The organism is Nocardia abscessus (genome assembly GCF_015477775.1).
GTDB classification, from domain to species: domain Bacteria; phylum Actinomycetota; class Actinomycetes; order Mycobacteriales; family Mycobacteriaceae; genus Nocardia; species Nocardia abscessus_A.
In genome coordinates this window covers 1-24,255 of sequence record NZ_JADLQO010000030.1, presented here as the reverse complement: position 1 = coordinate 24,255, position 24,255 = coordinate 1, and the positions used below count along the sequence as shown (strand labels likewise).

25 protein-coding genes are annotated in these 24,255 nt (G+C 66.4%); 21 read left to right on the top strand and 4 right to left on the bottom strand.

Annotation, left to right across the window (positions count from 1 at the left end; all coding sequences use genetic code 11):
- The first annotated feature begins 213 nt into the window (after positions 1-213).
- Entirely contained in the window at positions 214-453 is a 240-nt protein-coding gene (locus IU450_RS37995; RefSeq protein ID WP_195154546.1) for a hypothetical protein, read from the top strand.
- On the top strand, positions 450-2,240 hold the full coding sequence (locus tag IU450_RS37990) for a zeta toxin family protein (protein ID WP_195154545.1): 1,791 nt from the start codon (positions 450-452) through the stop codon (positions 2,238-2,240). The genes IU450_RS37995 and IU450_RS37990 overlap by 4 nt, the downstream gene beginning before the upstream one ends.
- Positions 2,241-2,363: 123 nt before the next feature.
- Here IU450_RS37990 and IU450_RS41165 read toward each other — a convergent pair whose 3' ends face one another.
- Positions 2,364-5,918 carry a hypothetical protein gene (locus IU450_RS41165; RefSeq protein WP_324197974.1) on the bottom strand — a complete coding sequence of 1,185 codons (3,555 nt, stop codon included), beginning with the start codon at positions 5,916-5,918 and terminating at the stop codon, positions 2,364-2,366.
- 463 nt (positions 5,919-6,381) lie between these two features.
- Here IU450_RS41165 and IU450_RS37980 point away from each other — a divergent pair, with 463 nt between their 5' ends.
- From IU450_RS37980 to IU450_RS37910, 15 genes are all read left to right on the top strand, one after another.
- The gene (locus tag IU450_RS37980) at positions 6,382-6,549 is read left to right on the top strand and encodes a hypothetical protein (protein WP_195154543.1); all 168 of its coding nucleotides are present in this window, start codon (positions 6,382-6,384) and stop codon (positions 6,547-6,549) included.
- Between the two features lie 179 nt (positions 6,550-6,728).
- Positions 6,729-6,962: a hypothetical protein gene (locus IU450_RS41160; protein ID WP_324197972.1), complete on the top strand. Its 234-nt coding sequence runs from the start codon at positions 6,729-6,731 to the stop codon at positions 6,960-6,962.
- 329 nt (positions 6,963-7,291) lie between these two features.
- Positions 7,292-7,555, top strand: coding sequence for a Fic family protein (locus tag IU450_RS40800; RefSeq protein ID WP_195154577.1), 264 nt, complete (start codon positions 7,292-7,294; stop codon positions 7,553-7,555).
- On the top strand, positions 7,552-7,752 hold the full coding sequence (locus IU450_RS37965) for a hypothetical protein (RefSeq protein ID WP_195154541.1): 201 nt from the start codon (positions 7,552-7,554) through the stop codon (positions 7,750-7,752). The genes IU450_RS40800 and IU450_RS37965 overlap by 4 nt, the downstream gene beginning before the upstream one ends.
- 367 nt (positions 7,753-8,119) lie before the next feature.
- On the top strand, positions 8,120-8,986 hold the full coding sequence (locus tag IU450_RS37960; RefSeq protein WP_195154540.1) for a Fic/DOC family protein: 867 nt from the start codon (positions 8,120-8,122) through the stop codon (positions 8,984-8,986).
- Positions 8,987-9,239: 253 nt separating this feature from the next.
- Positions 9,240-9,863: a hypothetical protein gene (locus IU450_RS37955; RefSeq protein ID WP_195154539.1), complete on the top strand. Its 624-nt coding sequence runs from the start codon at positions 9,240-9,242 to the stop codon at positions 9,861-9,863.
- A gap of 213 nt (positions 9,864-10,076) precedes the next feature.
- Positions 10,077-10,319 carry an alpha-mannosidase gene (locus tag IU450_RS37950; RefSeq protein WP_195154538.1) on the top strand — a complete coding sequence of 81 codons (243 nt, stop codon included), beginning with the start codon at positions 10,077-10,079 and terminating at the stop codon, positions 10,317-10,319.
- On the top strand, positions 10,319-11,074 hold the full coding sequence (locus IU450_RS37945) for a Fic/DOC family protein (protein WP_195154537.1): 756 nt from the start codon (positions 10,319-10,321) through the stop codon (positions 11,072-11,074). Before IU450_RS37950 ends, IU450_RS37945 begins: the two co-directional genes overlap by 1 nt.
- Before the next feature lie 290 nt (positions 11,075-11,364).
- Positions 11,365-12,009 (top strand): NERD domain-containing protein, encoded by a 645-nt coding sequence (locus tag IU450_RS37940; RefSeq protein WP_195154536.1) that lies wholly within the window; start codon positions 11,365-11,367, stop codon positions 12,007-12,009.
- A 306-nt stretch (positions 12,010-12,315) separates the two neighbouring features.
- Positions 12,316-12,813 (top strand): hypothetical protein, encoded by a 498-nt coding sequence (locus IU450_RS37935; protein ID WP_195154535.1) that lies wholly within the window; start codon positions 12,316-12,318, stop codon positions 12,811-12,813.
- 126 nt (positions 12,814-12,939) lie between these two features.
- A complete protein-coding gene (locus IU450_RS37930; RefSeq protein WP_195154534.1) occupies positions 12,940-13,449 on the top strand; it encodes a hypothetical protein in 510 nt (169 codons plus the stop codon).
- A 340-nt stretch (positions 13,450-13,789) separates the two neighbouring features.
- Positions 13,790-15,535: a hypothetical protein gene (locus IU450_RS37925; protein ID WP_195154533.1), complete on the top strand. Its 1,746-nt coding sequence runs from the start codon at positions 13,790-13,792 to the stop codon at positions 15,533-15,535.
- A gap of 319 nt (positions 15,536-15,854) precedes the next feature.
- Positions 15,855-17,846, top strand: a complete 1,992-nt coding sequence (ligA, locus tag IU450_RS37920) for an NAD-dependent DNA ligase LigA (RefSeq protein WP_195154532.1) — start codon at positions 15,855-15,857, stop codon at positions 17,844-17,846.
- A gap of 418 nt (positions 17,847-18,264) precedes the next feature.
- Positions 18,265-18,405 carry a hypothetical protein gene (locus IU450_RS37915; protein ID WP_195154531.1) on the top strand — a complete coding sequence of 47 codons (141 nt, stop codon included), beginning with the start codon at positions 18,265-18,267 and terminating at the stop codon, positions 18,403-18,405.
- Positions 18,406-18,409: 4 nt separating this feature from the next.
- A complete protein-coding gene (locus IU450_RS37910) occupies positions 18,410-19,138 on the top strand; it encodes a hypothetical protein (protein WP_195154530.1) in 729 nt (242 codons plus the stop codon).
- A gap of 452 nt (positions 19,139-19,590) precedes the next feature.
- On the opposite strand, the gene IU450_RS37905 is transcribed toward IU450_RS37910, so the two are convergent.
- Positions 19,591-20,082, bottom strand: a complete 492-nt coding sequence (locus tag IU450_RS37905; protein ID WP_195154529.1) for a GNAT family N-acetyltransferase — start codon at positions 20,080-20,082, stop codon at positions 19,591-19,593.
- 66 nt (positions 20,083-20,148) lie between these two features.
- Entirely contained in the window at positions 20,149-20,352 is a 204-nt protein-coding gene (locus IU450_RS37900; protein ID WP_195154578.1) for a hypothetical protein, read from the bottom strand.
- 181 nt (positions 20,353-20,533) lie between these two features.
- Between IU450_RS37900 and IU450_RS40450 the strand changes: the two genes are divergently transcribed.
- From IU450_RS40450 to IU450_RS37885, 3 genes are all read left to right on the top strand, one after another.
- Complete coding sequence (locus tag IU450_RS40450) at positions 20,534-20,770, top strand: hypothetical protein (protein ID WP_228835703.1); 237 nt, start codon at positions 20,534-20,536, stop codon at positions 20,768-20,770.
- Positions 20,771-20,847: 77 nt separating this feature from the next.
- Positions 20,848-21,195, top strand: coding sequence for a hypothetical protein (locus IU450_RS37890; RefSeq protein ID WP_195154527.1), 348 nt, complete (start codon positions 20,848-20,850; stop codon positions 21,193-21,195).
- Positions 21,196-21,292: 97 nt separating this feature from the next.
- Positions 21,293-21,652 carry an ASCH domain-containing protein gene (locus tag IU450_RS37885; RefSeq protein WP_228835702.1) on the top strand — a complete coding sequence of 120 codons (360 nt, stop codon included), beginning with the start codon at positions 21,293-21,295 and terminating at the stop codon, positions 21,650-21,652.
- A gap of 168 nt (positions 21,653-21,820) precedes the next feature.
- Here IU450_RS37885 and IU450_RS37880 read toward each other — a convergent pair whose 3' ends face one another.
- Positions 21,821-23,122: a methyltransferase domain-containing protein gene (locus IU450_RS37880; RefSeq protein ID WP_195154526.1), complete on the bottom strand. Its 1,302-nt coding sequence runs from the start codon at positions 23,120-23,122 to the stop codon at positions 21,821-21,823.
- A 651-nt stretch (positions 23,123-23,773) separates the two neighbouring features.
- On the opposite strand from IU450_RS37880, the gene IU450_RS37875 reads away from it, so the two are divergent.
- On the top strand, positions 23,774-23,950 hold the full coding sequence (locus tag IU450_RS37875) for a hypothetical protein (protein ID WP_195154525.1): 177 nt from the start codon (positions 23,774-23,776) through the stop codon (positions 23,948-23,950).
- Positions 23,951-24,255: the final 305 nt, after the last annotated feature.

Below are 24,255 nucleotides of genomic sequence, written 5' to 3'. Positions count from 1 at the left end.
GATGCGAATTATTCGGCGCGGGAACCGTATTTCGAACGAAGATCCCAGAGAGCGACCCAGCGAACTCACCCATCATGGCGTCGGCGAGTCACTGCTCGCGCGACACGAATGCGGCTGGTCGGTTGCCGGCCACGGTGGGGGTGCCTGCGCGCGTAGCCTCGTACCCGCGCTCGCCGCACACGCCGTGAGCCCGCCTGGGAGGACGAAATCGCTGTGGGTAACCCTATCCCGCCACTGGATGAAACCGCCGCCTACGACCGCGCCGTACGCTATTTGACCGCGCTCGCCGCCGCGGCGAGCCAACGGGCCGACGACGACCCACGATGGGGCGAGGCTCGGGACAACCTGGTACGCCGCCGGGCCGCGTTGCGGCCGCAGCACCACGACCACATTCGAGCGGTGCTGGACATCGACGCCGCCGACCTGGCCGCGCAGCTGGCGTCCCCGCAATGACCTTGCCGGGGCCCGCGCCGCCGCGACTATCCGAGCACGACCATGCCCACATCTTCACCACCCAGATCATCCCGGTACTGCTGGCCGAAGCGTTCCCGGACCCCCAGCCACGCGCGGTGGTGCTCACCAGCCATCCCGGCAGCCCCTCAGCCGCGCTTGCCCGCACGATCGCCGACACCTTCTCAGCGCGCAGCACGGCGAGCATCTTCGGTATCGAAGACCTGCTTCTGTTTCACCCACATCACCAGCACGGCCTACACCCCGCCGATCCCGTCATCGCCGAACAGGCACATCAGTGGCTGATCGCGGCCACCAAACACCTGGCGAACATCGGCGCCAGCTTCATCATCGACAACACCCTCGCCAGCCGAACAGTCGCCGCCGACGTCATCACCGCACTCCCCGGCGCCTACCGCATCGAATGTGCCTTCACCGCCCACTCACTCGACGAAAGCCTCCTAGGCGCACTCGAAACAGCCCAGATCGACTACGAGTGCCTGCGAACCTCCGACTACCCCGGCAACAATCGCCTGTTCGAGCGCGCGCACAGCCTGCTCGACGTCGCGGACTGGGCAGACACCGCTGAGCGTGTAGCTGCTGTGTCGATCTACCACGGCCGCGGCAGCGAACCGTACCTGCGCAGTATCCGCACCCCCAGCGGGTGGCGCACCACCATCTCCCCCCGCGACACCTCGCACCCCCACAGCCCGCCGCTGGAAGTCAGCGGCACCTCCACCCGCCAAGCCATCGAAACCCTCCGCGCGCGGCCTCTGTCATTTCCCCAGAGCCGCGACTGGCTTCGGCTGCACGCCAGCCTGCGCGCACGCGCATACCCGCGCCTGCGGGACTCACTGGACCATGCCCGCGAACTCGTCCGACCACGGCTGTGGCCGACCGCCGAGCGACCGCGCTCACCACTGTCGGCTGTGACTTTCGACCGCTTCCAGGTTGTCACCGTCGCCGATCTCGACACCGTGGCCACGATGTTGCAAAGCTATCCCCGCCTCACGATCGGGATCTTGAACCTGCGTCCGCCGCTGCCACCGCCACCACAGCTGCCCGCGGATCTGGTTCTGGCGCATCGCCAACTCGATCGGCTCAGCGCCGAGCAACACAACCCGCTCAGCAGCCAGCAGCGCAGGACGATGTGGACTGCGGCGTTGACCGCCGCGGGACTGGATGAGCGGGTGCGCGTCGAGGAGGTCACCGACCTCGGCGAGATCAACGCCCGCTTCCCGGTCGAGCAGTTCCAGCTCGTCTTCGCCGCCGAGCGGGCCGACGACGCACTCGACGCGACCGCGGCGCGGTTGTTCGCCGCGACGCTGCGGCGCAACGCGACGGTCGTCGATGCGCCGATGCGCTACCACCAGCCCGACCTTGCCGGTATGCGGCGTGCGGGCACCGAGATGTGGCGACGCTACATCCCGCGCGGAGCGTGGGAAGCGTTCCTCGCCGTCGACGGCCCTGACCGAGTTCTCGCCGACCCCACGTCGATGACCACGCAGCGGATCCTGCATCAAGGACCGCGCCCTGATGCGGCCACCGACAGGATCACCGCACAACTCGATGCCGCGGTCGAGGATTTGCGTGTCGAGATCGCCAGTCTCCCCCGCCGCGACCACGGCCTGGATCCTGAACCCACATCAGCTGGCCAGCACCCAGGACACAGCATCGCAGTCGCGGTCGCAGACATCCTGTCGATCGACAGCCGCTATGCCAGTGAGGTGTTGCTGTACCCGGCGCAGCCGCCCGATCGAGCCGGACCGGATATCGGGCCATCCCCATGATCATCGAGGGCCGCCGATGAATTCCCGGAGCACCCCAGGGGTGGGCTACCTGCGTCGGTGGCGTGCCTCAGGACCGAACCCGGCCGGATGGAGGCGATCCCGCCTCGGACTCGGCTTGTATGTTCAGCACACATCGCGTGGGGTGACTCCGATGAGGTATCGCTTCCATTCGGCCGCAGTGAGTGGGGTGCTTCCGTTGCTGCACAGCTCGGCGGCGGCCTGATCGAGTTCGGCGGTCCACATACGGATGGTCCGGTCGGGTCCGGCCGCCAGTATCACTCGGCCGTCGAGGCCGTAGACGACGTCGTTGGCACGGCCGGGGTAGGCGCTGAGTGTCGCAAGCTGTTGTGGGGCCCGGAGGTCGGTGATATCCCAGACCCAGATGCCGTTGTCACTGGCGCCACCCACCAGGCGCGTGCCGTCGGGACCGAAGTTGACGGCGATGATCGCGTCGGCGGCGCCGGTCAGCGTGGAGAGATGCCGTGGCGCTTCGGGATCGGACAGGTCGAAGAGTTTGACGGTGTGGTCCATGCTGCCCGCTGCGAGGATCGGCGCGGTGGGGCTGAAGGCCACGGTGGCCAGGCCGTTGGTGAATCCGGAGAGCTTCGGCAGTTCGCGCGGACGAGTCCGGTCACGGATGTCCCAGCGGTACACGGACTCATTGGACGTGGCGATGGCGAGCTGCGTTCCCCCGGCGTCGACAGCCGCGATGCCCGGCAGGCCCGGCGCGGTGTAGACCGAGCCGAGCGGCCGCGGCGCGGCGATGTCGCCGAGGTCCCACAGCGTCACCGCCGGATCGTCCTGTCCCGCTACGACGAGCGTCTTGGCGTCCGGGGTGAAGGTCATCGCGGAGACGATGCCGTCGACCCCTGCCAGCTTTGAACGCAGCCGCGGATGCGCCGGATCACGAAGATCCCACAGCAGGACGTGGCCGGACCGGGTGCCGACCGCAGCTGTTAAGCCGTTGAGCGCCAGGGCGACGGCTCCGGAGCTTTTCTCGTCTTCTCCGACGGGAAGCGCGGTGTGTTCGACCGGTGTCGCGCCGAGGTTCCACAGGTGGGCGTTGCCGTCGGCGGCGCCTGTGCCCGCGAGCATGAGCTTTCCGCTGTGATCGATCGGTGTCTGGAAGACCACGCTCTGCGCACCCCGCAGGACTGGTCCTGGCAGCGGCCAAATCCTGGCTGCGCCGTCTACACCGCCGGTGACCAACTGACGCCCACTCATAGCGAATCGCACCGACACGACGAGGCTTGGATTGGGCAACTCCATCTCCAGCTGGTCGGTGTCCAGCCGCCACACCCGCGTCTTGCTGTCCGAACTGATCGCTGCCAGCCGGGTGCCGTCTGGGCTGAAAGCAACATCGTTGACATAGCTGGTGAATCCGCGCAATGGAGACTGCGGAACCGGGTGCGCCGGGTCGCGGACGTCCCACCGTCGTACCTCGCTGGCACGGCCAGGCACGGCCAGAACTGCGCTATCCGGGCTGAATCGCAGCGACAGCGCCTGCGCCGTGGAACCGTCAGGAGCGATGTCGGCGATAGGCGGCGCGTCGGGACGAGCACGTTCCCAGATCCGCAACGCCCCGGCGTTGCCGGCAGCAGCCAGCAGCCGACCGTCCGAACTGAAGGTGACAACTGGATCGCCAGCGGGAAGATCCAGGCCGTGCAATGGAACTGGGTGTTTCGGATCGGTGATGTCCCAGCGCGAGATAGTTGTCGTGCCAAGTGCTGCAACGATCTGTGTGCCGTCAGGGCTCAAGGCAAGGTTCCGGTAACCGGAGTGGGTCTGCGCTGTGGTTTCCGACAAGGATCGTGGTGCCTGCGGGTTGGCAACGTCCCACAGCTCGATACTGTTCATACCGGCCGCGGCCAGTAGGCGACCGGTCGGATCGAGTTCGAGCGCGTACACCTGCCCCCCGCTGTTCAGTGTGATATGTCCTATTTCCTCGACTCGGGTGTCCGCCATGCGATGGAGCGTTACCGAGCCGTCCGCTCGCCCGATCGCGAGGAGATGTCCACCACGGTCTGTCGCCGTCAGGGCTCCTTCGCCCGATTTGAGTTCGTCCGATTTGAGCAGGCGAATAGGCGTAGCCGTGGAGGACGTGTCGAGTAGTGCCGAGCGAGCCTCCAGCGTGGCATGAATCCGGTAGCTGGCCAAAGCGAGTTGAGCCGACAACGCTGGATCTCTCTCGCGCAAGCTGATCGCCAGATAGGCGACTTGCCGAGACATCGCCTCATCGCGGGCCATGGCATCCGCAGCACGCCCACGTGTCAACTGCACTTGCGCGACAACCGTCACGATCAACACGATCACCAACGTGGTGGTAAGCACCAACCTCGCGCGTTCTCGCCATTGCGTGCGGCGTTGATGCGCGAGGCTGGCCTCGATATAGTCGCGCTCACGCTGGTTGAGTTCCCCGCCCTGGCTCTCCACGGGGGCCCACGTCTGGACGGCTTCCAGCCGAGCACCCGACAGCAGAGTAGTGGGGTCCCGATCAGTGTCATGCCACAGCTGCGCGGCGTGGGTGAGCCTCCGGTGGAGCACAAGTTCGTCACGGTAGTCGTCGGCCCAGCCGGTGAGCCGATCCCAAGCGCCGATCAGCGTCTCATGTGCAATCTCGATCCGCGTCTGATCCGAGGTCAGCAATCGCTCCTCAGTGAAGCGATCGATGATCGTCTGGACATCGTCTGCGGTGTCCACGCCGAACACCATTTCGGCGCGGTCGACTCGGCGGCGGGTCCGAGTATCGTCATCGACGTTGATCAGCCGCAGAAACACACGCTGCGCGATCTGCCGCTGGGGGCCGGTCAGTGTGGCGAACACGGCTTCCGCGGATTGCTCGACGGCGCCGGTGATTCCACCGATCGCCAGGTAATCCTCGATGGTCATCCGCCGACGACCACTGTGCTGCCACGTCTCGCGAAGGGCATGGGACAGGAACGGCAAAACGCCGAGGTCGTGCGCCGCCGCAGGTGATGTTCGTGGCGTCAGCTCGGCCATCAGCAGTTGCACCAGGCTGTCCTCCACCGTCCATTTCGCCTTGCGAGCCGGCTCCACGATCACCTCCCTCAATTCAGCTACGGTCAGGGGCTTCACCAACACCGGATTGGCCGTCAAGGCGTCCTGAAGCATGGCCTCCTGCGCTGCGCGGCTGAAGAAGTCGGCGCGCATGCCGATCACGTAAACGGGTAGATGCTCTCGCCTCTCACCGAGGCACTCGAGGAATCGCGATCGCTCGTCATCACTGCAATGGGTCCAAATTTCCTCGACTTGATCGACTATCACCACATCGACCTGGCCGAGTCTGCTCAACGTCTTGTACGGCTGCCTGCCAGGCACCATGACCTGCACCGACAGGCTCGCCGCCTGCAGCGTCGGCGTCAGCCCCGCGCGCAGAAACGACGATTTCCCGGAGCCGGATGGACCGATCACGAGAATGATTCGATTCTCGGGTGCTCCGTTTGTGACGGCGGTGACCCGTTCGCACAGCTGTCGGGCGAGTTGCTTGCGGCCGAAGAACCATTCGGCGTCCTCGGTACGGAAGGGCTCCAATCCTCGATAGGGGTTCGCATCACCACGGCGGGCAGTGGTCGATCGGACCCGCCGTGCCGCCTCGAGCCACGGCGCCTGAGCGTCGCGTGTCGTGATGCCACACGCACTCAATACGGCTCGGAACATCGGCTCGTTGGCATCGGTCGGCACATGATTGCCCGCGAACCACCCACTCACCGTGCCCAACGCGCAACCAGGCAGTGCACCGACTTGGCGGACGGTGAGCCCGGCTTCCCTACGCAGCTCACTGAGAGCCGTCGCGAGTTCCTCACGGGTTTGGATACCAGTGGGCTCGGGCCCCCTCGCCGGTCCTGATGGCACGCAGGAATTTTAGGCCGGACGCACGGTCGGCACTGCCTGTATTGACCTGATTGGACTGTCCTTGAACCGGAATCGGCCCTGCTCGGGAGCGTACGGATCTCGCATGGTGTCGATCTGAACAGTTCGGCAGCGGCGCAGATCGGCAAGAGGATCGAGTTCTCACCGCAGACCTGCACCGAGCAGGACTCAACGAACTCGGGAGCCACCAATGCCCAAGAGGGTCAAGCGACACCCTGCTTCAAGCCGATCCGCAACCTGCCACCGAACCGTGCTCGTGCTGCTCGGTGCGGTGAGCGCCATGCTCATCGTCCACTCGCCCAGCCCAGTGATCGGACTGCTGGTCCTGTCCGTCGTCCTCGGCGTCGAAATCCCGGCAACCTGGCGAAGCCACCTTCTGAACCCGACCACCCAACGACGTGATGAAGCATCCGATTGATGGCGAAAGCCGCGCTTGTAAGCTCGACAACAGCACCCACCAACTGCGCGGGGAGTCCTACCGCCCCAAGGTGTGTCGGCCTTCAGGCCATCGACGCCCCTGAGCCCTACGCCCGCCAGCGTCGGGTGCGGCAGACTCGACACTATCGACCAACCTTCGAGCGAATCCAGGAGAACTCTGTGTCCGACGCCTCCTCGACATGGCAACAGCGCTTCCCCGATCTGTACGCGCCCCTCGATGACACTCAACGTCACGCCCTGGACCAGACATTGTCCAGCCAGGCACTCGAAGGCCTGCAACCTGACCGGGACTCCGTCGCCGACCTCGTCGCTCTCCTCACCGGTGCGATCGACGAACACGAATACGATCAGCGATCTGACCGGTGGGCAGCACAAGCCAAACCTGACCGGTGAGCTCGGACAACGAACCCAGCGCCGACTACCCTCCGTCGGGCGCCGCACTCGACGGACAGGCGGCCGCCAATCTGCTCGGTATCCGCGGCAGCGGACAACTGCGCCGCCGGGAGTACCGCGAAACCAGTATGCGCGCCCTCGAGCTCGTGACCGGCCGCGTAGAATTGCTCGCACCGGCGATTTCCTGGAATGGTCAGCGATTCACGCCCACCTGTTCGGCAGGATCTACCAGTGGGCGGGCATGCCCCGCGCGGTCACCATGAGCAAAGACGGCCGCGTACCTTCAGCCGCGCCACTTCGCCGACTACATCCCGCTGACCACCGACTAGATTCGATCCGTCGCCTGGTCCACCCTCGGGGGTGAACAGTTCGTCGAACACGCCGCCCGGGCCCTCATACAGCTCAACTGGTGTCACCCCTTCCGCGAAGGCAACGGTCGCGCGATGCGTTTGTTCTTCGACCGCCAGATCACCAACGCCGCTTGGCAGCTGGACTACACCGCCATCGACCCATCACTGTGGAATACCGCGGCTCACCTCTCCAGGCCCGCCAACGACCAGACACCCACCGACTATCACGTCCTGATCCCGTGATCAACGAGATCACTTCCGCACGACCACACGCCGCCGTCAGCCACCCCGAGTCCAGCCACGGCGGCTACGACATCGGCGCCGCGATCCACGACATCGGTGCTGTCGCCACCGCGCGAGCAGCCTCCGTATTCGAGGCACCACAGCCGGTATACGGTTCCTCGCCCGGCTCCGGGACCGAACCGGATGTCGGTCCATGACCCAGTGCATCGACAGCATCCAGGCCGCGGTGCCGTAAGAGCGCAACGCGGCGGCTCAGCGGACACCACGGCGCCGGCAGCCACGACAACGGTCGCGCTGAGCCGTGTGGTGACGACACGATCGCCGTTGCGGATGCTGTTTCGTCGAACGACCTGTCAGCGCGGGCAGACTGAGCCAGACATCGTTGCCGTCGAACTCGGGAGTAATTGGCATGCCAGGAAGCCGATTACGCCACGGTCACTCCGCCGCTGACCTTGATGTCGTCTTCACAACTGGCTCCCGGTCGAGCGTCGGCGCCGGTGTGGCGCCGATCTCCCGTCAGATGCCGTGTGATCGTTCACCCGCCGCCGGGATCGGTGTTCGGCTATGACGATCGAGCAGGCGGCGACCGACGATGACCGGTGGGAGTCCTACCTGTGGCCGTCGGAGAAAAGCCCCGGTCGCACGATGCTGCGCAACCTCTACGGGCTCCACGACGAAGACGAACTGCGCCGTCGCGAATACCGGGAAACAACCAAACGGGCGCTGGAAATCCATCTCGACCGGGTCGACATTCCCCGGACCGGTGACCTGCGCGAGTGGCAGGCCATCCACGCTCATCTGTTCGGAAATGTCTATGAGTGGGCCGGCCAACTGCGCGATGTTCCCCTCGGCAAAGGATTGCGGACCTTCCTCGCCCCAGAACTGTTCAACGCCTACATCCCGACCGTCCTCGACGACATCCGCAGCATCGAATGGCACTCCTTGGACCGGCTTGCGTTCATCGAGCTCACCGCACAGGTCTACGCGTCTTTGAACTGGGCCCACCCCTTCCGCGAAGGCAACGGCCGTGCGTCACGGTTGTTCCTCGATCGCCAGATCGAAGACGCGTCCTGGAAACTCGACTACAGCCGAATCGAGCCAGCTGTGTGGAACGCAGCCTCCAGGGAATCCCGCCCCGCGCTCTACGGAGCGCCCTCCCACTATCCGCTGCTGCCGGTATTCGCCCAAATCACCATCCACCGCACCGCGACCGTCCTCGGAGTGGACCCCATCGACCCCCGCGACTTGGACACCGTGCTGGAGCGATATCGCCCCACCCCAGGTCACGATACTGGCCAGGCCGTCGCCGCGGCCGGACTCGACACCACGACCAGCGGCTCCGCGACATTCGACGACGACCTCAGTGCCTCGTCGCCGAGCCCGCCGCCGCACACCTACCGTTCCTCATCCGCGGCCGACACCACCAACTGACGTGCCCGCTTCATCGAGCCTCGTCACGGACCGGACACAACCGCCCAGCACCGAGGAAAACATGGTCAGGTCACTGTCGGGCGGCAGGCGACCGTACAGGTCATCTCCCGACCCCGCGGCGGCCGCCACTCGTCTGATGCTGCACACCCAGGGCCGCTGCGACAGGACGCACACACGCCGAACACGATCCGGCAGCGATACCGCTGGCCGGGGGTATGTCGTGGTCCGGTACGACACGGAAGGTTCGAAGAGAATGGATCATACGGTCAATTTCATGCGCCGCCGCGAGGAGGAATTCACCGACGCGGTGTGGCTGGATGGCTGGGAACAGCGAAGCCTCTGGGGGTGGGAACTCGACTGCTACTGGGTGCAGTTGTGGCGCGACGAAAATACTGGCGAGCAGCCAGATTTCTGGATCGCCGGAACAGCGCGTCCACTGCTGCAATGGCCAGGAGATGTCACGCTCGCTGTGATGCGCAGAACACAGGCAGATCCACTATCGATCGCCCGCGCATTGCGGATCCTTCCGCCTGCGCCCGTTCAGTCACCGCTGCCGGCGATCGAGGAGGGGCTTGCGTTTGCCCGTGACCACTCCGGCGCCGACGCCGAGCCCGACGACTGGATCACAGGCCAGATCGAGGCCTACGAATGGGTCTCGGGGCGGCGGTCCACCTGCCCAGGTTCTGGGCAGCACTGGCGCGGAGGAACACCGAACTCCGATGACGTCGCCGCCGAATGGTACATCTCCCACGGAATGTGCCACGACCCCCACGTGCCCAACTATCGGCGGGCCCTCGGTGTCAATGAAGCACTCACCGCCGCGGTCATGGCGGCCCGTGGCACCTACCACAGCTTCGGATACCGACCGAAGACATGATGCTGCTCTGGCGAGCACGCACTCGGGCACAGTGCGCCAGCTCCGTCGCTGCACTCGTCGTCGAACGGCGCAGGCCGTCAGGACACGCCCGCTGGACCCCGTTCGAGCACGCCGGCCGTTACGCGGCCCTCGACCATAGATCTCGGCGCTGGCACATCACCGGGCACGTCGGCAGACTTGACAGCAGTTGATCAATGCTGCGGGAGGTCGGCCGTGGAAGGTGCCAAGGACTGGGAGCTTCGGTACCCGGATCCCTTCGAATCCCTGGACGGGCCGACCCGCCGCGCGATCACCTGGACGGTAGCCAACCACGCTCAAGAAGTAGGGATCGAACCCGACCGTGAGACCCTCGCCGATCTGATCGCGGCAGTGACCGGGACGATCACCCCCGAGGAGTACAACAGACGCTCCGACGACTGGGCCGCGCGTCGCAGTCACAGGCCGCGGCCGCGCTGATGCCCGACACCCCGGAATGGGCCGACCCCTACCTGTGGCCCGCCGAGGACGGGGTGCGCAGCGATGTTCTGCGCAACCGATACGGAATACGCGACCCCGAACAACTCGCCGCACGCGAGTACCGCGAAACCGCGCTGCGCTCGATCGAGATCGAGCAGGGCCGCGCCGACATTCCTGCCACCGGCGATGCGGCGGAGTGGTGCGCCATCCACCGTCACCTGTTCTCGAACATCTACGACTGGGCCGGAGAATTCCGCACCGTCAGGCTGTTCAAGGGTGAGAACTTCGAATTCGCTAGCCCGTCCGTGCTCGAGGACTACCTCACCGAAGCGAGCGCCGAAATTCGTGAAATCGACTGGCCCGGCCTGGATCTTGATCAGTTCGTCGACCGCGCCGCGCGCTCCCACATGCTACTCAACTTCGCCCACCCGTTCCGTGAAGGGAACGGACGCAGCGAGAAGTTGTTTCTCGACCGCCAAGTCGTCTCCGGGCGCTACGAATTGGACTACAGCCAGGTCACTACGAAGGAGTGGAACTGGGCGGGGATGTGGTCACGTGACACCGGTGGCCGCAAGCCGACCGACCATCGTGTCCTGCTCGGGGTTTTCCGGCGCATCACGTCCCGCGCGCCGACCCCACCGCGCCCGCGGTGCTGGATCCCACCAACCACCGCGACCTCGAGACCATCCTCGACAAGATCCGGGCACAGACGGCCGGCTCCGGAATCGGCAACGCGATCGAGGCTGCGGGACTGACAGGGACTCTGCGCCCTGGCCTTCGTCGCGCTACCGGTTCTGCCACCCCAAACAGCGCGGCCGCACCGCGAACCTCTCCCGATGTGGCGCTCGATCCCTGATCGCGAACTGCGCACGCCCTGATCGCATGTGCTCGCCGAGATCGATCGAGGTGCTCGGATGCTGCGCAGCCCACAACCGCGGGAAGGCGGTATGAGCGGGCCTGGAACCGGTGATGGGTTCCGTTGCGGACATCCGACTACTACAGATATAGATCGGCAAATTCGTCGCCTCAGAGGAAGAGCAACGCAGTGGGCTACCCCAAAGATCCAACGCCGCATCCGCGAATGATTCCGCAGCACAGACCATACGGCCGCCCCCGTTGGACAGCGATCAATGAATCGGTATTCGCGCACGAGCGATCCGGGCTGGCGCGTATTCGTCGGGCCCTGCCCGATGCCGACCCCTGGCGCGCGTGGTCGAACTTCAGTTTCGCCACAGCACAAGGCGGCATGCACGAGGTGGATCTTCTGATCACCTCGCCGAACGGGATATACATGGTCGAGCTCAAATCCTGGCGAGGAGATATCGAGGCGAAGGGCGGCACATGGATCCAAACCACCGAGGCTGGTGAGGTGATCGAGCACGCCGATGCGCTCCAGCTGACAGCGTACAAGAGCTCAGCGCTCGCGCGCTTGCTGCGTGCTGCGGGAGAGGACGTGTACATCCGCGCGTTGGTTTGTCTGACCAATGACAGCGTGCGCGCCGCCGTACCGGCGCGGGATCGCCGGTACGTGGTGTCGGTCGAGGAGATGATGAAGAGACTCGCGCGGCCTACCCACGATGCTCGAATCCGAATGACAGCCGGTCGGGTTGCCCGGGTGGGAGAGGCTTTAGAATCCGCCGGGATAGTCCCGGCGACAGACCATCTCGGGGCTGGTCCCCTCCATTCGTAGTTCGCGCTGGATCGCTTCGATCGCACGGTTACTGCAAACAATCAGTTGGTGAACGAGGGCATTCTTCCGAGTGGCTGGACCGTCGACGAGGTACGGCAACGCGCCGCGGGGGCAAAGCGTACGGGCAGCGGATCGACTGCCCCGGTGCGACCTCGGTGATCGGCATGTCCGCCAGCAGCCGGGACGGATGTTCGTGACCCGATCTCTGCGACGGCCGGGTCTATCGGATCGCCCCCCGAGGCGGTAGCGGTGCCGATCATCGAACCGGTGGAGGCTATCGGTGGCATTCTGGTCCGGCCGGACGAGATGTTGCTGGTCGGCACCGAGAACAAGGGCCCAGCGTCACCGATGCGCGACTGCTGGGGTACCAACGTGCTGATTGGTCACGCGGAGCGTAACCGGGCTTCGACGGCACCCTGCGCCTGCGGATCTACCAGTCTCCGCAACTGGAACTGGACCAAGCAGCACGGAATGTATCCGACGGATTACTGGTATCGCCCGCTGTCACAGGCGCGGCCGTGGTCGGGTCCTGATATCGAACACTTCCGCGGCAATCGTGAACTGACCATGATCGAGTTCCGCGACGACAAGCCCGAGGAGCAAGGCCGCCGCAGTTTCGTCGCGTACTGGCTGGCCGACAACGTCGGCGAACACCTCGATCAGCACGGCGTCCGCGGACAGAACTATTGCGCAGTCCCCGCCGTCTTCGCCCACCGCTGTCACGACCGCGGCCGCACGGTGCTGGTGTGGGACGGGCGAACACCGCGACCACTGGCAACACTCCACGACAGCGAGCCTGTCTGAGGTTGTCGACGCGGCCTCACCCAAGCACCGGCGACCTTCCCACCAGCAACCTGTACCCGGCCCGGCACTCCCGCGGTGCCGGCAGCGGCTGTCATCGAAGTGTCGATCACGAAAGGAAGATGTCTCATGGGCAAACGCTCGCGCCGCGGCCCGCGTCGTCGATTCGACGTCACCGAGGTCTACACCGTGCTCGTCGCTGTCACCACCGCTGACCCGGATCGCCGTGATCGGCATGTCGCGACCGGGCACGCGCCGCGCTACGTCGTCGCCGGCGCTGCGTGCTGCCTGGTCGCCGTCATCATGTCCGAGTTGGGGTTTTCGGTTGGGGTGCTGCGCGCCCTCGACAGCGAAGCCAAAACCCCGACCGATCGGGCGGGCAGCACACTCATGCTTTCCGATTCGAAGCACCCGATCCTCAATCGCTTCACCCCGCCGGCACGGGCCCTACTCGAATCGCTACAGCGCCACCAGGACCGCCAACTGCCATGGGCGCGAGTCGTCGGCGCCACCTGCGGTCAGGAAATCCACTGGCTCGATCGCCGCTACCACCCGCACGGACGACCATGGATGCCGCTACCGCAGAGCAACGCGCTGCCCGCCGCACCCGGCACCACCACGAAAACCGGCCGGCCCTGATTCCCGCGCCCATTGACGCCCCGCCCTGATCAGTGCACAGCGCTCATCGACTGTGAGGCTGGCGCGCATCAATGCAGGATGCAGCGCACCGAGCACTGCCATGACCTCGGTCTCAGCAGCTGTGATGGAAACCGAACAGCCGAACCCGACACCGCGTTGTCGACGGCTGATCCAGCCCCCCAGGCACATCGGCCGGACGGCCGATCACGTGTGCCCGGCCCGGGTGAGTTGACCTTGCATCCAGCCTGCGAAGTGAAGCGACGATGGACCTCCACCTCACCACAGTCATCGGTGACCACCCACCCCACGCGCTCGCGCCCAGGGCCGCGGGGGTCCGGTGATGAGCGCGCCGCTGGCGACGGGAGTGGCCGGGCGAGGACAGCGGATGGCGCATCTGCTGATCAAAGTGGCGCAGCACCGCGCGAGCGTGCTGCTCTCGCAGTGGGTCTCGGGCCACCCCGACAGCAGTTCGGGGCTCACCGGCGGTGACGACATGATCTCCCGCCGGCGTGCCGCGGCCCACCAGCGGATGCTGCAGCTGGACTACCAAGGCTCGGACGAGCAGCTGGCGGCCGCGCTGACCGACGCGTGGCTGTGGCGTAGCGACTCGACGCTCGCCGCGGAAACCCTCGCCAACCTGATCGAGAGCTTTCACGACGAGTCCGGGCTGATCCTCGACCCCGACACCGGCACGGTCACCGTAGATCCCGCCGTCGACCCCGGCTGGGCGGAATGGACCAGCGAGCGCGTCAGCGCCTTCAACCGAGGCATCTCAGCCAGAAAATTCGCCGACAACACACTGGCCGGGGTCCCTGCCGAGCGCCGCAGCGAGATCGATCAGCAGCTGCACCGGTGGACGATGTCGTTCTCCCGATCCGCCGACCACACCGAACGCCTCCGGCTCGACGCCATCCGCCACGACATCGACGCGGCGATGCAGCGCGCCGAAGTCCCACCTGCCACTCGAGAGATCGTCCAGTTCGGGCTCACCTACCTTTCGGGATGGCAACCGGAAACCTTCGACCTGCGCTCATCCCCGACACTCCTCGACCCCAGCCCTCAATCCACAGCAGAACCCGGAGCCCGGCGCGCCGAGGCCGGCGTGGCGGCGCGAAACATCGGGCCCACTGCCGACACCACACCCACAGAAACCGTCTCGGCCGAAGGGAGCGCCGCGCCGCCGGGTCGTGACGTCGATCGTGACCAGGTGCGAAGCATGCTGCGCGACTACGCCGATGCCGCGGCCACGATGGCCGCCTACGCCGACCGCGTGGCCGCGGACCCCGACCTGCCGCTCGGTGAACACATCATCGACATCGACGACCTTCTGGCTCGCATGGACCACCATCGGCGCGACCTGTCTTCGATCGCCGACAACAGCGCCGGACTCCACAGTCTCGAACGCGACATGATCCGCTGCCTGGTCCACGAAATCGATCACGGCGATTTCGCGCTACCCGATCTGCTGCTGATCGACCAGCACTCCAAACACCTCGCCGACCAACAACAACACGACCGGATCGGCCGCGACACGCTTGAGGTCGCCGAACACCGACTCATCGCCGCCCTCGACGCGGCCGGCACCGGGGTGCGGGAGCTGACCAACACCGACGCCGAGCCGATTCGCAGCTCGTGGGAGCGGGTCAGCATCCATCTCAGCGCGTTAGCTCACCGCTGGACGGTCGACATCGACACGGCGCGCACCGAATGCACGACGCTGGCAAACGAGTTCGGTCGGCGGCTGACCCACGGCGGCGTGCCCGGCGAGGCGCGCACCGACATTCTCCGCACTCTGCACGACACCATCGACTTTGCCTACCACCACGCCCACGACGGCATCGAACGCGACGAATACTGGGCCACCCCTGCGAGCGGTCACGGTCCCGATCTGCCGCGCGGGATCGGCACGCACCAATCGCCAGGCAACTCCGGCCGCTCCCGCACCAGCCCCAGCCTGGCCGCCGGTACCACAGACCTCTTGGCCGCACTGCCAGCGATGCCACACGCATCCTGGGCATCACCTGCTGCGTCACCAGAATCCGCAGCTGCTCCACCACCCGGGCCGCAAGCAGGCCCCACACTCTGAACACCGCACCCAACTCGAAGCGACCGCCAAACCCGCGATAGGCAGGCCACCAGCTGCCGCGCTGCCGCCAGCCATGCAGCTGTTCGGTAACTGCCGGAAGCCTTCACGTGTGGCGCTTCCTCCACGTTCAGCAACGGTGGGGTGCATAGGTGATGGCCTCCCATCGAATCCAGCCCACGACCATGAACACTGATAGGACCTCATGAGCATCGAAAGAGAAACCCGCCCAGCCCACAACCAAAAGGCACATCGCGATCAGGCCCAGCGCCCACACCCGCGTTCCCGTTCGACGTCGGTGGGGATCGGTAGCGTCACCACCGTGGACATTGGGGAACATATCCGAGAGCTCGCGGACCGGATCGTGGCGCTGCGCGACGCCTACTACCAGGGCTCGCCGCTGGTCGCGGACGCCGAGTACGACGCGATCGAGGACGAGCTGCGTAGCCTGATCGAGGCGCACCCCGACCTCACGCCCGACCCGAACCCGCTGGAGCAGGTCGGCGCGCCCGCGGTGCTGCACGCCCCGGTCCGGCACTCGCGTCCGATGCTGTCGCTCGAGAAGGCGACCAAGCCGGAGCAAGTCGCGGCGTTCTTCGACCGCTTCCCCGGTCAGCCCGTGGTGGTGATGCCGAAGCTCGACGGCTTGTCGCTGGCCCTGGTCTTCGAGGACGGGCGGCTGGTGCGTGCCGTTACCCGCGGTGACGGCACCACCGGTGACGATGTGACCGTGCTGGTCAGCGCATTGGTCGATGGCGTCCCCGAACGGATCGACCTCGCGGGACGGGTGGAGGTGCGGGGCGAGGCGGTGATGCTGCGTTCGACCTTCCTCGCCTACAACACCGCGCATCCGGACAAGCCGCTGATCAATCCGCGCAACGCCGCGGCGGGCACACTGCGCGCGAAGGACCCGGCCACAGTCGCCGAACGCCGCCTGCGGTTCTTCGGCTTCGACCTCGACACCTCCCTCGGCGGCGCCGCGGCCGACCTCGCCGAGGGGCTGCGGGCAGTGGGGGTCGAAGGGGCGGCGATGCGGCTGTGCGCCGACGCCGAGCAGGCGCAGGCGGCGATCACCGCGATCGAGCAAGGCCGCAACGAGCTGGACTACGACCTCGACGGTGCCGTGCTGCGGCTGGCCGACCGCGACGCCTACGCCGCGGCCGGGACTCGGTCGCACTCCCCGCGTGGCGCGCTGGCGTTCAAGTTCGCCGCCGAGGAGAAGACCACGTTGCTGACCGAGGTGGTCTGGGACGTCGGCAAGACGGGCAAGATCGTGCCGGTCGCCTGGCTGCAGCCGGTGTTCGTGGGCGGCACAACGGTCACGAAGGCCACACTCGCCAACCAAGAGGTGATCCGCGCCCGCGACATCAAGATCGGTGACACCGTGCTGGTGCGCCGCGCCGGCGACGTGATCCCCTTCGTCGCAGGCGTGCTCGACGCCTCCCAACGCACCGGCGAAGAACGCGAGATCGCGCCGCCGACCACCTGCCCCTCCTGCGAGCAACCGGTGACCGAACAGGGCAACAGCCGAGAACTGTTCTGCACCAACCTCTCCTGCCCCGCGCAGACAGTGCGCAGGCTGATCCACTGGGCATCGCGGGCGGCAGCAGACATCGACGCCATCGGGCCGGTCTGGATCGAACGCCTCGCCGAGGCGGGCATCCTGGAGCAACCCTCGGACTTCTACACCCTGACAAAGAAGCGCCTGCTCGAGTTCGACCGCATCGGCGAAGTCTCCGCCGCGCGCATGATCGACTCGATCGACGCCAGCCGCCGAGTCGGCCTGCGCCGCGCACTGATCGGCCTGGCGATCCCGATGGCCTCCGACGGCACCGCCGCACGCCTGGCCCGCGCGGGATTCCGCTCCCTCGAGGAGGTCGCCGATGCAGGTGAGGAACGGCTCGTGGCGGTGGAGGACATCGGACCGAAGGTCGCCGCCTCCCTCGTCGCACACCTCACCCGCCTGCGGGAGGAACTCAAGCGACTGCGAGCCGCGGGCGTCGACCTAGACGTCCGCGAGGAAGACCTCCCCCCTGCCGTAGCGGCCGACGCACCCCTGGCAGGCAAAACGGTGGTGATCACCGGCACTCTCAGCGACCCGCGCTCCGGCGAGAAGGTAGCCCGCCCGACATTCCAACGCCTGTGCGAAAAAGCGGGTGCGACGGTAGCATCCTCGGTCTCGGCGAACACCCACCTGCTCATCACCGGCGCGAACGTCGGTCAGAGCAAACTGACCAAGGCGCAGAAACTGGGAGTCGAAATCGTCGGCCAAGGCGAGATCTGGAACAAGCTGATCACCGCGAGGGTCGTCTAAAGACTCGGGCATGTTCCGGCCGCGCTTGACCGGCCGGGACGTGTTTCACCAATGCCGTGTACCGCCGTCAGCTCCCCACAACCACCACTCACATGTAGCCGCCTGAATCGAAGAGATCATCGGCTACGAGCACTGCGGTCGATTCTGACCTGGGAGCTGATCACGAGGCCGCAGCGCCACAACTTGTCAGGCAGGCGGCTGAGGCGTCCAGGAAGATCCCACGCCTGGCGAGCAGGAGTCGTTCCTCGTCATGGGCCTGGTCCGCCAGCACACGGGAGAAGACTCAGCCCCTCAGCATAGGTGGACGACACCAGCACCAAGCGCGGCTGCCCTTGCGGCATGGCCGGCGACGGTGGCCCGGACACGACGGCGACCAGACCGCCGAGCAGCAGCGACCCTACCCGGTGATCCACCACCAATGACCAAGTGGCTTTGCGGGCTGTCACGTGTGGTCACGCGTGAAGTCACGGTCCGCCAGGTCCAGATGGAAGCGGCCGAGGAACCGTTGATCGTCTGGCGCATCCGCTGCACCTGCGCCGCTCATCCAGTCGAAAGCTGACACCATGCCGAAATACCCGCCCGACCCCCAACGGTTCGCCAGGGCCGCGGCAGTTCTGGCCGACATCCACACCTCGATCCGAGCCGTCCTCGACCGCGCACCCGACAGTCCCGCCCCGACCGACCTGCCGATCCCCACTACCGTCGAGGGCTACGCCGAAGCCGACCACGACCTCTACGCGAACCTCTGGATCGACAACGGTCGCAGCAGGCACCCGGACTGGCTCCAGTGGCGGCATCACAATCCCGAGCACGACGCCATATTCGAGGCGGTGCATCTGTGGCGGCAAGCGCTCGCCGACGCCCTGGACTGGGCGCGGTACCGGACACGCCCCGCCAACGGCCTGGACAAGATCCGAGACCGCGTCCTGCGGCGGCTGGCATTGAACGACGCCGAACTTCCGCTCCAAGGCGACGAGCAGGCGATCAAACAACTCGTCGCCGAAATCGGTGGCAGGCTGACGCTGGTGCGCGCGAGGCCATTCACCGCGATCGTCACATACGATCCCCGCCGCGTCCGCGAAGTAGAGGTCAACAACGCGCTGGCTCGCCACCACCTCACCCGCCAGCACGCTGCGGTCCTGGAGGCAATCACCGACAACGCGCCACCACCCACACTCGACGAAGTGCGCGACGCCCTGATGCCACCACCAAACGCACCCGCCGCCGCAACACCCGACCCCGACAGTTTCACCACGTACGACACACCGCCTGCCGCCGAACCTAGTGACTGATCTCGCATCCGAAAGTTGTTGCCGCAAGATAATATTCCGGTTCGCTCACATAGCGCTCGCGCCCTGTCCCCGAACTGCGCGACCAGGGCTGTTGCACCGGCCATAGTCAAGCCAAATCTCTCGCAGCCTGACGGTTGGGCATGCGCGACTGGCCGTCGACGTCGCGATCACCTGTGCCAGCTGCTGCTGGACACCCTCGCCGATCCCAAACACCCTGAGGCACCGCATCCCGGCAACCACCGGGCCGAGCACAGTCCAGACACCGACGCCGGTGTCCTCGCCGGTGCACACCGCGACGACGATCGCAGCGCCGTCGATGCTTGGACACCCTGGCGTGTCTTCTTCGACGCCGAAGATTGCGCGGCCTGCGGTATGGGTAGCGCATCTTGTCCGGTCGGCACACCGAAGGTCTGCGCGGGCCCGTCATATGCGCTGCGGGCACGACGTCCGCGTCAGGTGACCGGCCGGACCAGCACCAGCGATGTCACTCCTAGCGCAGGGTGAGCGTGGCGGGCGACAATCTCGTAGCCGTGGCGGCGGTACAGCGCGATGGCAGCGGTATTGCAGTCGCGCACATGCAGACCCAACCAGTCGACACCGGCGTCCTCGCCGGCCCACCGATACAGCTCGGCGCACAGCGCATCGGCCACGCCTCGGCCGCGGTGGCACGGTTCCACGTACATCCCCCACACCATCGCCCATCGATCACCCACGGTGACGGGTGGATCCGGCAGGTCGAACTCGTCGCTGTCGCGCTCGCAGTCCACGAAAGCGCCCGCCATCGCGACCCACTCCCGCCGGTCCGGGTCTTCCACGACGGCCAGCACCTGGCGGCCGCGGCGGCTGTAGCGGCAGATCCGCGCTTCCCACGCGTCGGCATCCAGCCCTGCCGCCTCATCGACGGTCTCAAGGAATGCTTGCCCGGCCTCACGCAGCGCCCGCATCCGCAACACCCGCAACCTCGGCCCATCTCCTGCACGCGCACGCCGCACAATCCACATCCGAGGGACTCACACTCGCCCGGCGCCGCCGCGGGCGCGTTCGAACTCTGATCGACTCAGCGCTGTCCCGGCGGGCCACTTCTTCGCGACCAGCGCCTGAAGTTCGGCGGGGGCACCGTAGCAGGCATCGGCGGCCGGAGCGGTGATGTCGTCGAGCAGATGGTCGATCAACACCGCCAGTTGCCAATCGACCCCAGCAGCCGCCAGCGGCATTCTCCGCGTCTCAACCGTCCCCCGGGCCGGCCGCGAGCTACTCGACTCACCGTCCTCGGACGGAGAGGAGGGATCGGGAAGCCCAACATGCACAGGGATGGGAATCGGGCCGGTCACCTCCGCATCCTACGGCCGCGATCGACGGCCCTACCTCCCGTTTTCGCTCTCACCAGCCTGGGCAATGACCCGCGGCAACGCGGGAACGCGCGTTTCGTGGTCCGCCCTCGACGACATCGCCCGCGACACCAGCCCACTCGCTTACCAGGCACCGAAAGACATTGCGGCACAAGCTCACTGGGTAGAACCGGTGCTCGTCGCCGATATCCGATACCGCGAATTCGCCGGAGTGCTGCGGCACGCCTCCTTCCGAGGGATCAGGGCCGATCGCGATCCAACCGACGTCACGATACCGATCTGACCGGGAATCTGCGACGCTGTCACCGCCCCGCCCCGTGGGCCGCGCCGGGGTCGAAACGACGTAGACAGGAGGGGGCCATGGATGCCGAGCACGACGACACACAGCCCGCGATCGTCTGCTCGGACAATCAGGTCCGCGTCTGCAAAGGCCGCTGCACCACCTGCATCTTCCGGCCAGGAAACCTGATGATGCTCCGGGCCGGCCGCCGGTCACAGATGGTGTGCGACGCGCTCCGCGACGAAGGACACATCGTGTGCCACTCCACCCTCGACCAGGAGCGATCCGCAATCTGCCGCGGCTTCGCCGACCTGCCGGCCGCCCAACAACGCAGTCTCGCCCTACGCGTGGGCGCGGCGCTCGGAATCCTGACCTACGTCTCAGCAGGGCCCAGTCACCTCCTCTCGGATTACTGCCAGATACCTTGAAGAACAACAGGTTCCGGCACATCCACTACGCTCTGCCGCCGGTGAGAGCAGCCGGAAAGCGCACCCGCCCGACAGTCGGCCTCCGAAGGGATGCACAGTGCCTGACCTTTTCGACGACACAGACACCGACTTCCGCGCACCGGTGCCGAGGGTTCTGATGTCGCTGCACGCCGAGTATTACGACCTGACCATGAGCGGTGAGAAGGTCTTCGAGTACCGCAAGCGCTACCCGATCACCGGCGCGTCGGCCTGGTACGTGTACCTGACCGCGCCGACCAGCACACTGACCGCGGTCATCGACCTCGCCGCACCGATTCCCGGCAGCCCGACCGAGATCGCCCAGATCGCTGAACAGGCCCCGACCAGGCAACGGTGCCTCCGTATACGACTACCTCGCCCCCTGCCGGTCACGGCCTCGCGCTACCGATCCTGCGCGTGCGCGAATCCCCCGGGCTGACCGCCGCCGAACTCGCCGCAGCAGCTGGCACATGGCATCCGCCGCAGAGGTATACGCTCATCGACCGCTACCCACGGCTGGCGAAACTCTGCGATCAGCTCATCGCCGCGCCGATTGTGCGTGAGCGCCGAGTCCAGCCCGAGCCGTCCTGAGCCGAGCGGATCGCAGTCATGAGTCGTCGGCCAGTGCTGCACGGATCCGCGTCGCGAACTGCGTCATCTCGGCGTCGCTGTAGTCGAGGATGCCGTTGGCTGCGTCGACCGCATAGAGCTGCTGATGGGCGTAGGGCACGCCGGGCGGCAGCGGGGCGATGTGCCAGTGGACATGCGCGTTGCCGAGTTTCGCGCCCAGCGACATCACGTAGGTGCGCTCCGGATTCGTCACCGCGGCAACAGCGCGGGCGACCCGGTGCACCACCGATTGCAGCCGCAGGTACTGCTCGGTGGTCAGATCGCCCACCACGTCTTCGACGTGGCGGCGCGGCACCACCAGCACGTAGCCGGGCAACGTTGGGTACCGGTTCAGGAACGCGACATGCTCGCCGTCGTCGAAGACCGTGTGGTGCTCGTAGCCGGGCTCGCCGGCCAGGAAGGCGCACACGAAACACTGCTCGGCCCGCACCCGCCGTTCGTAGCCGGCCAGATCCATCGGCACCCGCCGTGGCTCGAGGTCGGCCACATTGTCCGGTGGTGTCGCTTCGGGTTTCGCCGCGATCAGATGGGCGAAGCGGGCCGTTTCGACATAGGGGTGCCGGTCGGCGAGCAGATTCTCCAGCCGCAGCAGCTGGGCGAAGAACCGCGGATCGTGTTTGGCGTCGTCGTCGCTGATCAGATCGCACACCGCGCGCACCCCGTAACGGACTGGTCGACCCAGGCCCGCGGCGACCAACTCGGCAGCCAACTCGGTCGCGGTGACCGCGTCGATCTCGGTGTCGTAGGTGACCGACGTCCGGGTTGCAGCGTCCAGCAGCCGCACCGCCTCATCCAGCTCCCCGCGCCGCACAGCCGCAGTTAACGGGTCGCTGGCAGGGTTCGGCACGAGCACCGAAATCAGGCCACCCGGCCGCAGCACCGACGCCATCGCCCCGAGCGCTTCGGCTCGGTGCGGCACGTATTGCAGCACATTGTGAGCTATGACCACGTCGAACGATTCCCGGGGGGCCATCTCGGTCAAGTCCGCAGCACCTGCGAGGCGGGTCTCGATTAGCTGCGCGCAACCGTGGGCCTCGGCCAGCGCCGCGGCCTCCTCGAGCGATGCCCGCGACGTGTCGACGACAGTGACGCGGTGGCCCAGGGCGGCCAGGCGCACCGCGTCCAGGCCGTTGCCGCCGCCCACGTCGAGCACCGCAAGAGGACGGTTCGGCAGGTGGCGGCCAAGGTTGGCTGCGACCTGCTCGTAGCGAAGCCGACCCCACGGTGTGGCCTGATAGCCGCGGAATGCGTCCAAATGCCGATCGAATGCCGAGACCATAAGGCCCCTTCCTACCTGGAAACCGCTGCCGCCACAGGTGTACGACACCGACCACGACAGCGCCGATGAACGAGCCACCACCGCCTCGGGACAAGGCATTCGCGCACAGCTCGCCCTTCTGGTGGCTTACCTGACCGAATGGGAAATCGCCGACCATCTGCGTGGGCTGTCTGCTGGTGCGTGCGACGACCGAAAGTAGCGACACACCACGACGCTGCAACCGGCGTGTGCGAAGCATCGCCCACAGATCCACACCCGAGACCGACGCAGCCGGGCGAACTGGTCCATCGAATACCTGAAGCACTTCCCTCGCAATCGAAGGAGATACGACATGACACGCTACCTGCACGAGAACACAGACAAGCGCCACCGCTGCCCCGCATGTCACTGCGTGATGCCATACCGGTACCGGCCGATCCGGAAATGGCTGTGTGAGCTCTCGATTCCGGTACCGATCAGGCTGTTCTCGCTGCGACGGCGACTGTCGGGTGCGTATGGCCCAGCCGCCTACTACCCGTTCGCGCGCATCGACCGACTGCTTGCTCGCCGCTGCCGTGAATGCGTAGATGTCGTCGCCGTTCCGGCATGGATTGCTCGCCTGTTCGGACGCGAGGACTGACACCGGCGTCGAACACCCGAGAGCTCGGGGTCGTGCTGGCGCGATATCGCCGCTCACCCAGCCGCGAGACCGGCGAGGCCATCGCGGCGACCGGCCTGGGCAACACCACCCTCGCCTCAGCAGCAATCGACACCGGCTCCGTGTCGCCGGGCCCTCAACAGTCGCGCAGCCGCAACACCCCGCCACCCGCCATCGACGCCAACGACTAACCGGCCCCACCAGACTCTCGTCACAGCCTGACAACCACCCCCTGGCATGGCACCCAAGACTTCATGAATCCGCGAAGACCAACGCCATCGAGCAGCGCATCTCCCAGCGAGGTGAACTCCCACTCGATCACCACACTGGCCGGCCTGAACGCTGCACAAAGGGGTCCCAGTAGTAATCGGGTCTATCTCGCTAACGGTGTTTGCGGCGATCTCCATCAGTAGGTTTGGGCGTTGGGCCAGCGGTCGGCGAAGGTGATCGCGAAGGCGTTGACCGCGGGTTTCCAGCGCATGGTCCATCGTGCCCG

Coding starts and splice junctions, on each gene's coding strand:
- IU450_RS37990 (WP_195154545.1), top strand. CDS start 450: ATGACCTTGCCGGGGCCCGCGCCGCCGCGACTATCCGAGCACGACCAT.
- IU450_RS41165 (WP_324197974.1), bottom strand. CDS start 5,918: ATGTTCCGAGCCGTATTGAGTGCGTGTGGCATCACGACACGCGACGCT.
- IU450_RS37960 (WP_195154540.1), top strand. CDS start 8,120: ATGACGATCGAGCAGGCGGCGACCGACGATGACCGGTGGGAGTCCTAC.
- IU450_RS37955 (WP_195154539.1), top strand. CDS start 9,240: ATGGATCATACGGTCAATTTCATGCGCCGCCGCGAGGAGGAATTCACC.
- IU450_RS37945 (WP_195154537.1), top strand. CDS start 10,319: ATGCCCGACACCCCGGAATGGGCCGACCCCTACCTGTGGCCCGCCGAG.
- IU450_RS37935 (WP_195154535.1), top strand. CDS start 12,316: ATGTTGCTGGTCGGCACCGAGAACAAGGGCCCAGCGTCACCGATGCGC.
- IU450_RS37930 (WP_195154534.1), top strand. CDS start 12,940: ATGGGCAAACGCTCGCGCCGCGGCCCGCGTCGTCGATTCGACGTCACC.
- IU450_RS37925 (WP_195154533.1), top strand. CDS start 13,790: ATGAGCGCGCCGCTGGCGACGGGAGTGGCCGGGCGAGGACAGCGGATG.
- IU450_RS37915 (WP_195154531.1), top strand. CDS start 18,265: ATGACCAAGTGGCTTTGCGGGCTGTCACGTGTGGTCACGCGTGAAGTC.
- IU450_RS37910 (WP_195154530.1), top strand. CDS start 18,410: ATGCCGAAATACCCGCCCGACCCCCAACGGTTCGCCAGGGCCGCGGCA.
- IU450_RS37905 (WP_195154529.1), bottom strand. CDS start 20,082: ATGCGGGCGCTGCGTGAGGCCGGGCAAGCATTCCTTGAGACCGTCGAT.
- IU450_RS37900 (WP_195154578.1), bottom strand. CDS start 20,352: ATGCCGCTGGCGGCTGCTGGGGTCGATTGGCAACTGGCGGTGTTGATC.
- IU450_RS40450 (WP_228835703.1), top strand. CDS start 20,534: ATGACCCGCGGCAACGCGGGAACGCGCGTTTCGTGGTCCGCCCTCGAC.
- IU450_RS37890 (WP_195154527.1), top strand. CDS start 20,848: ATGGATGCCGAGCACGACGACACACAGCCCGCGATCGTCTGCTCGGAC.
- IU450_RS37880 (WP_195154526.1), bottom strand. CDS start 23,122: ATGGTCTCGGCATTCGATCGGCATTTGGACGCATTCCGCGGCTATCAG.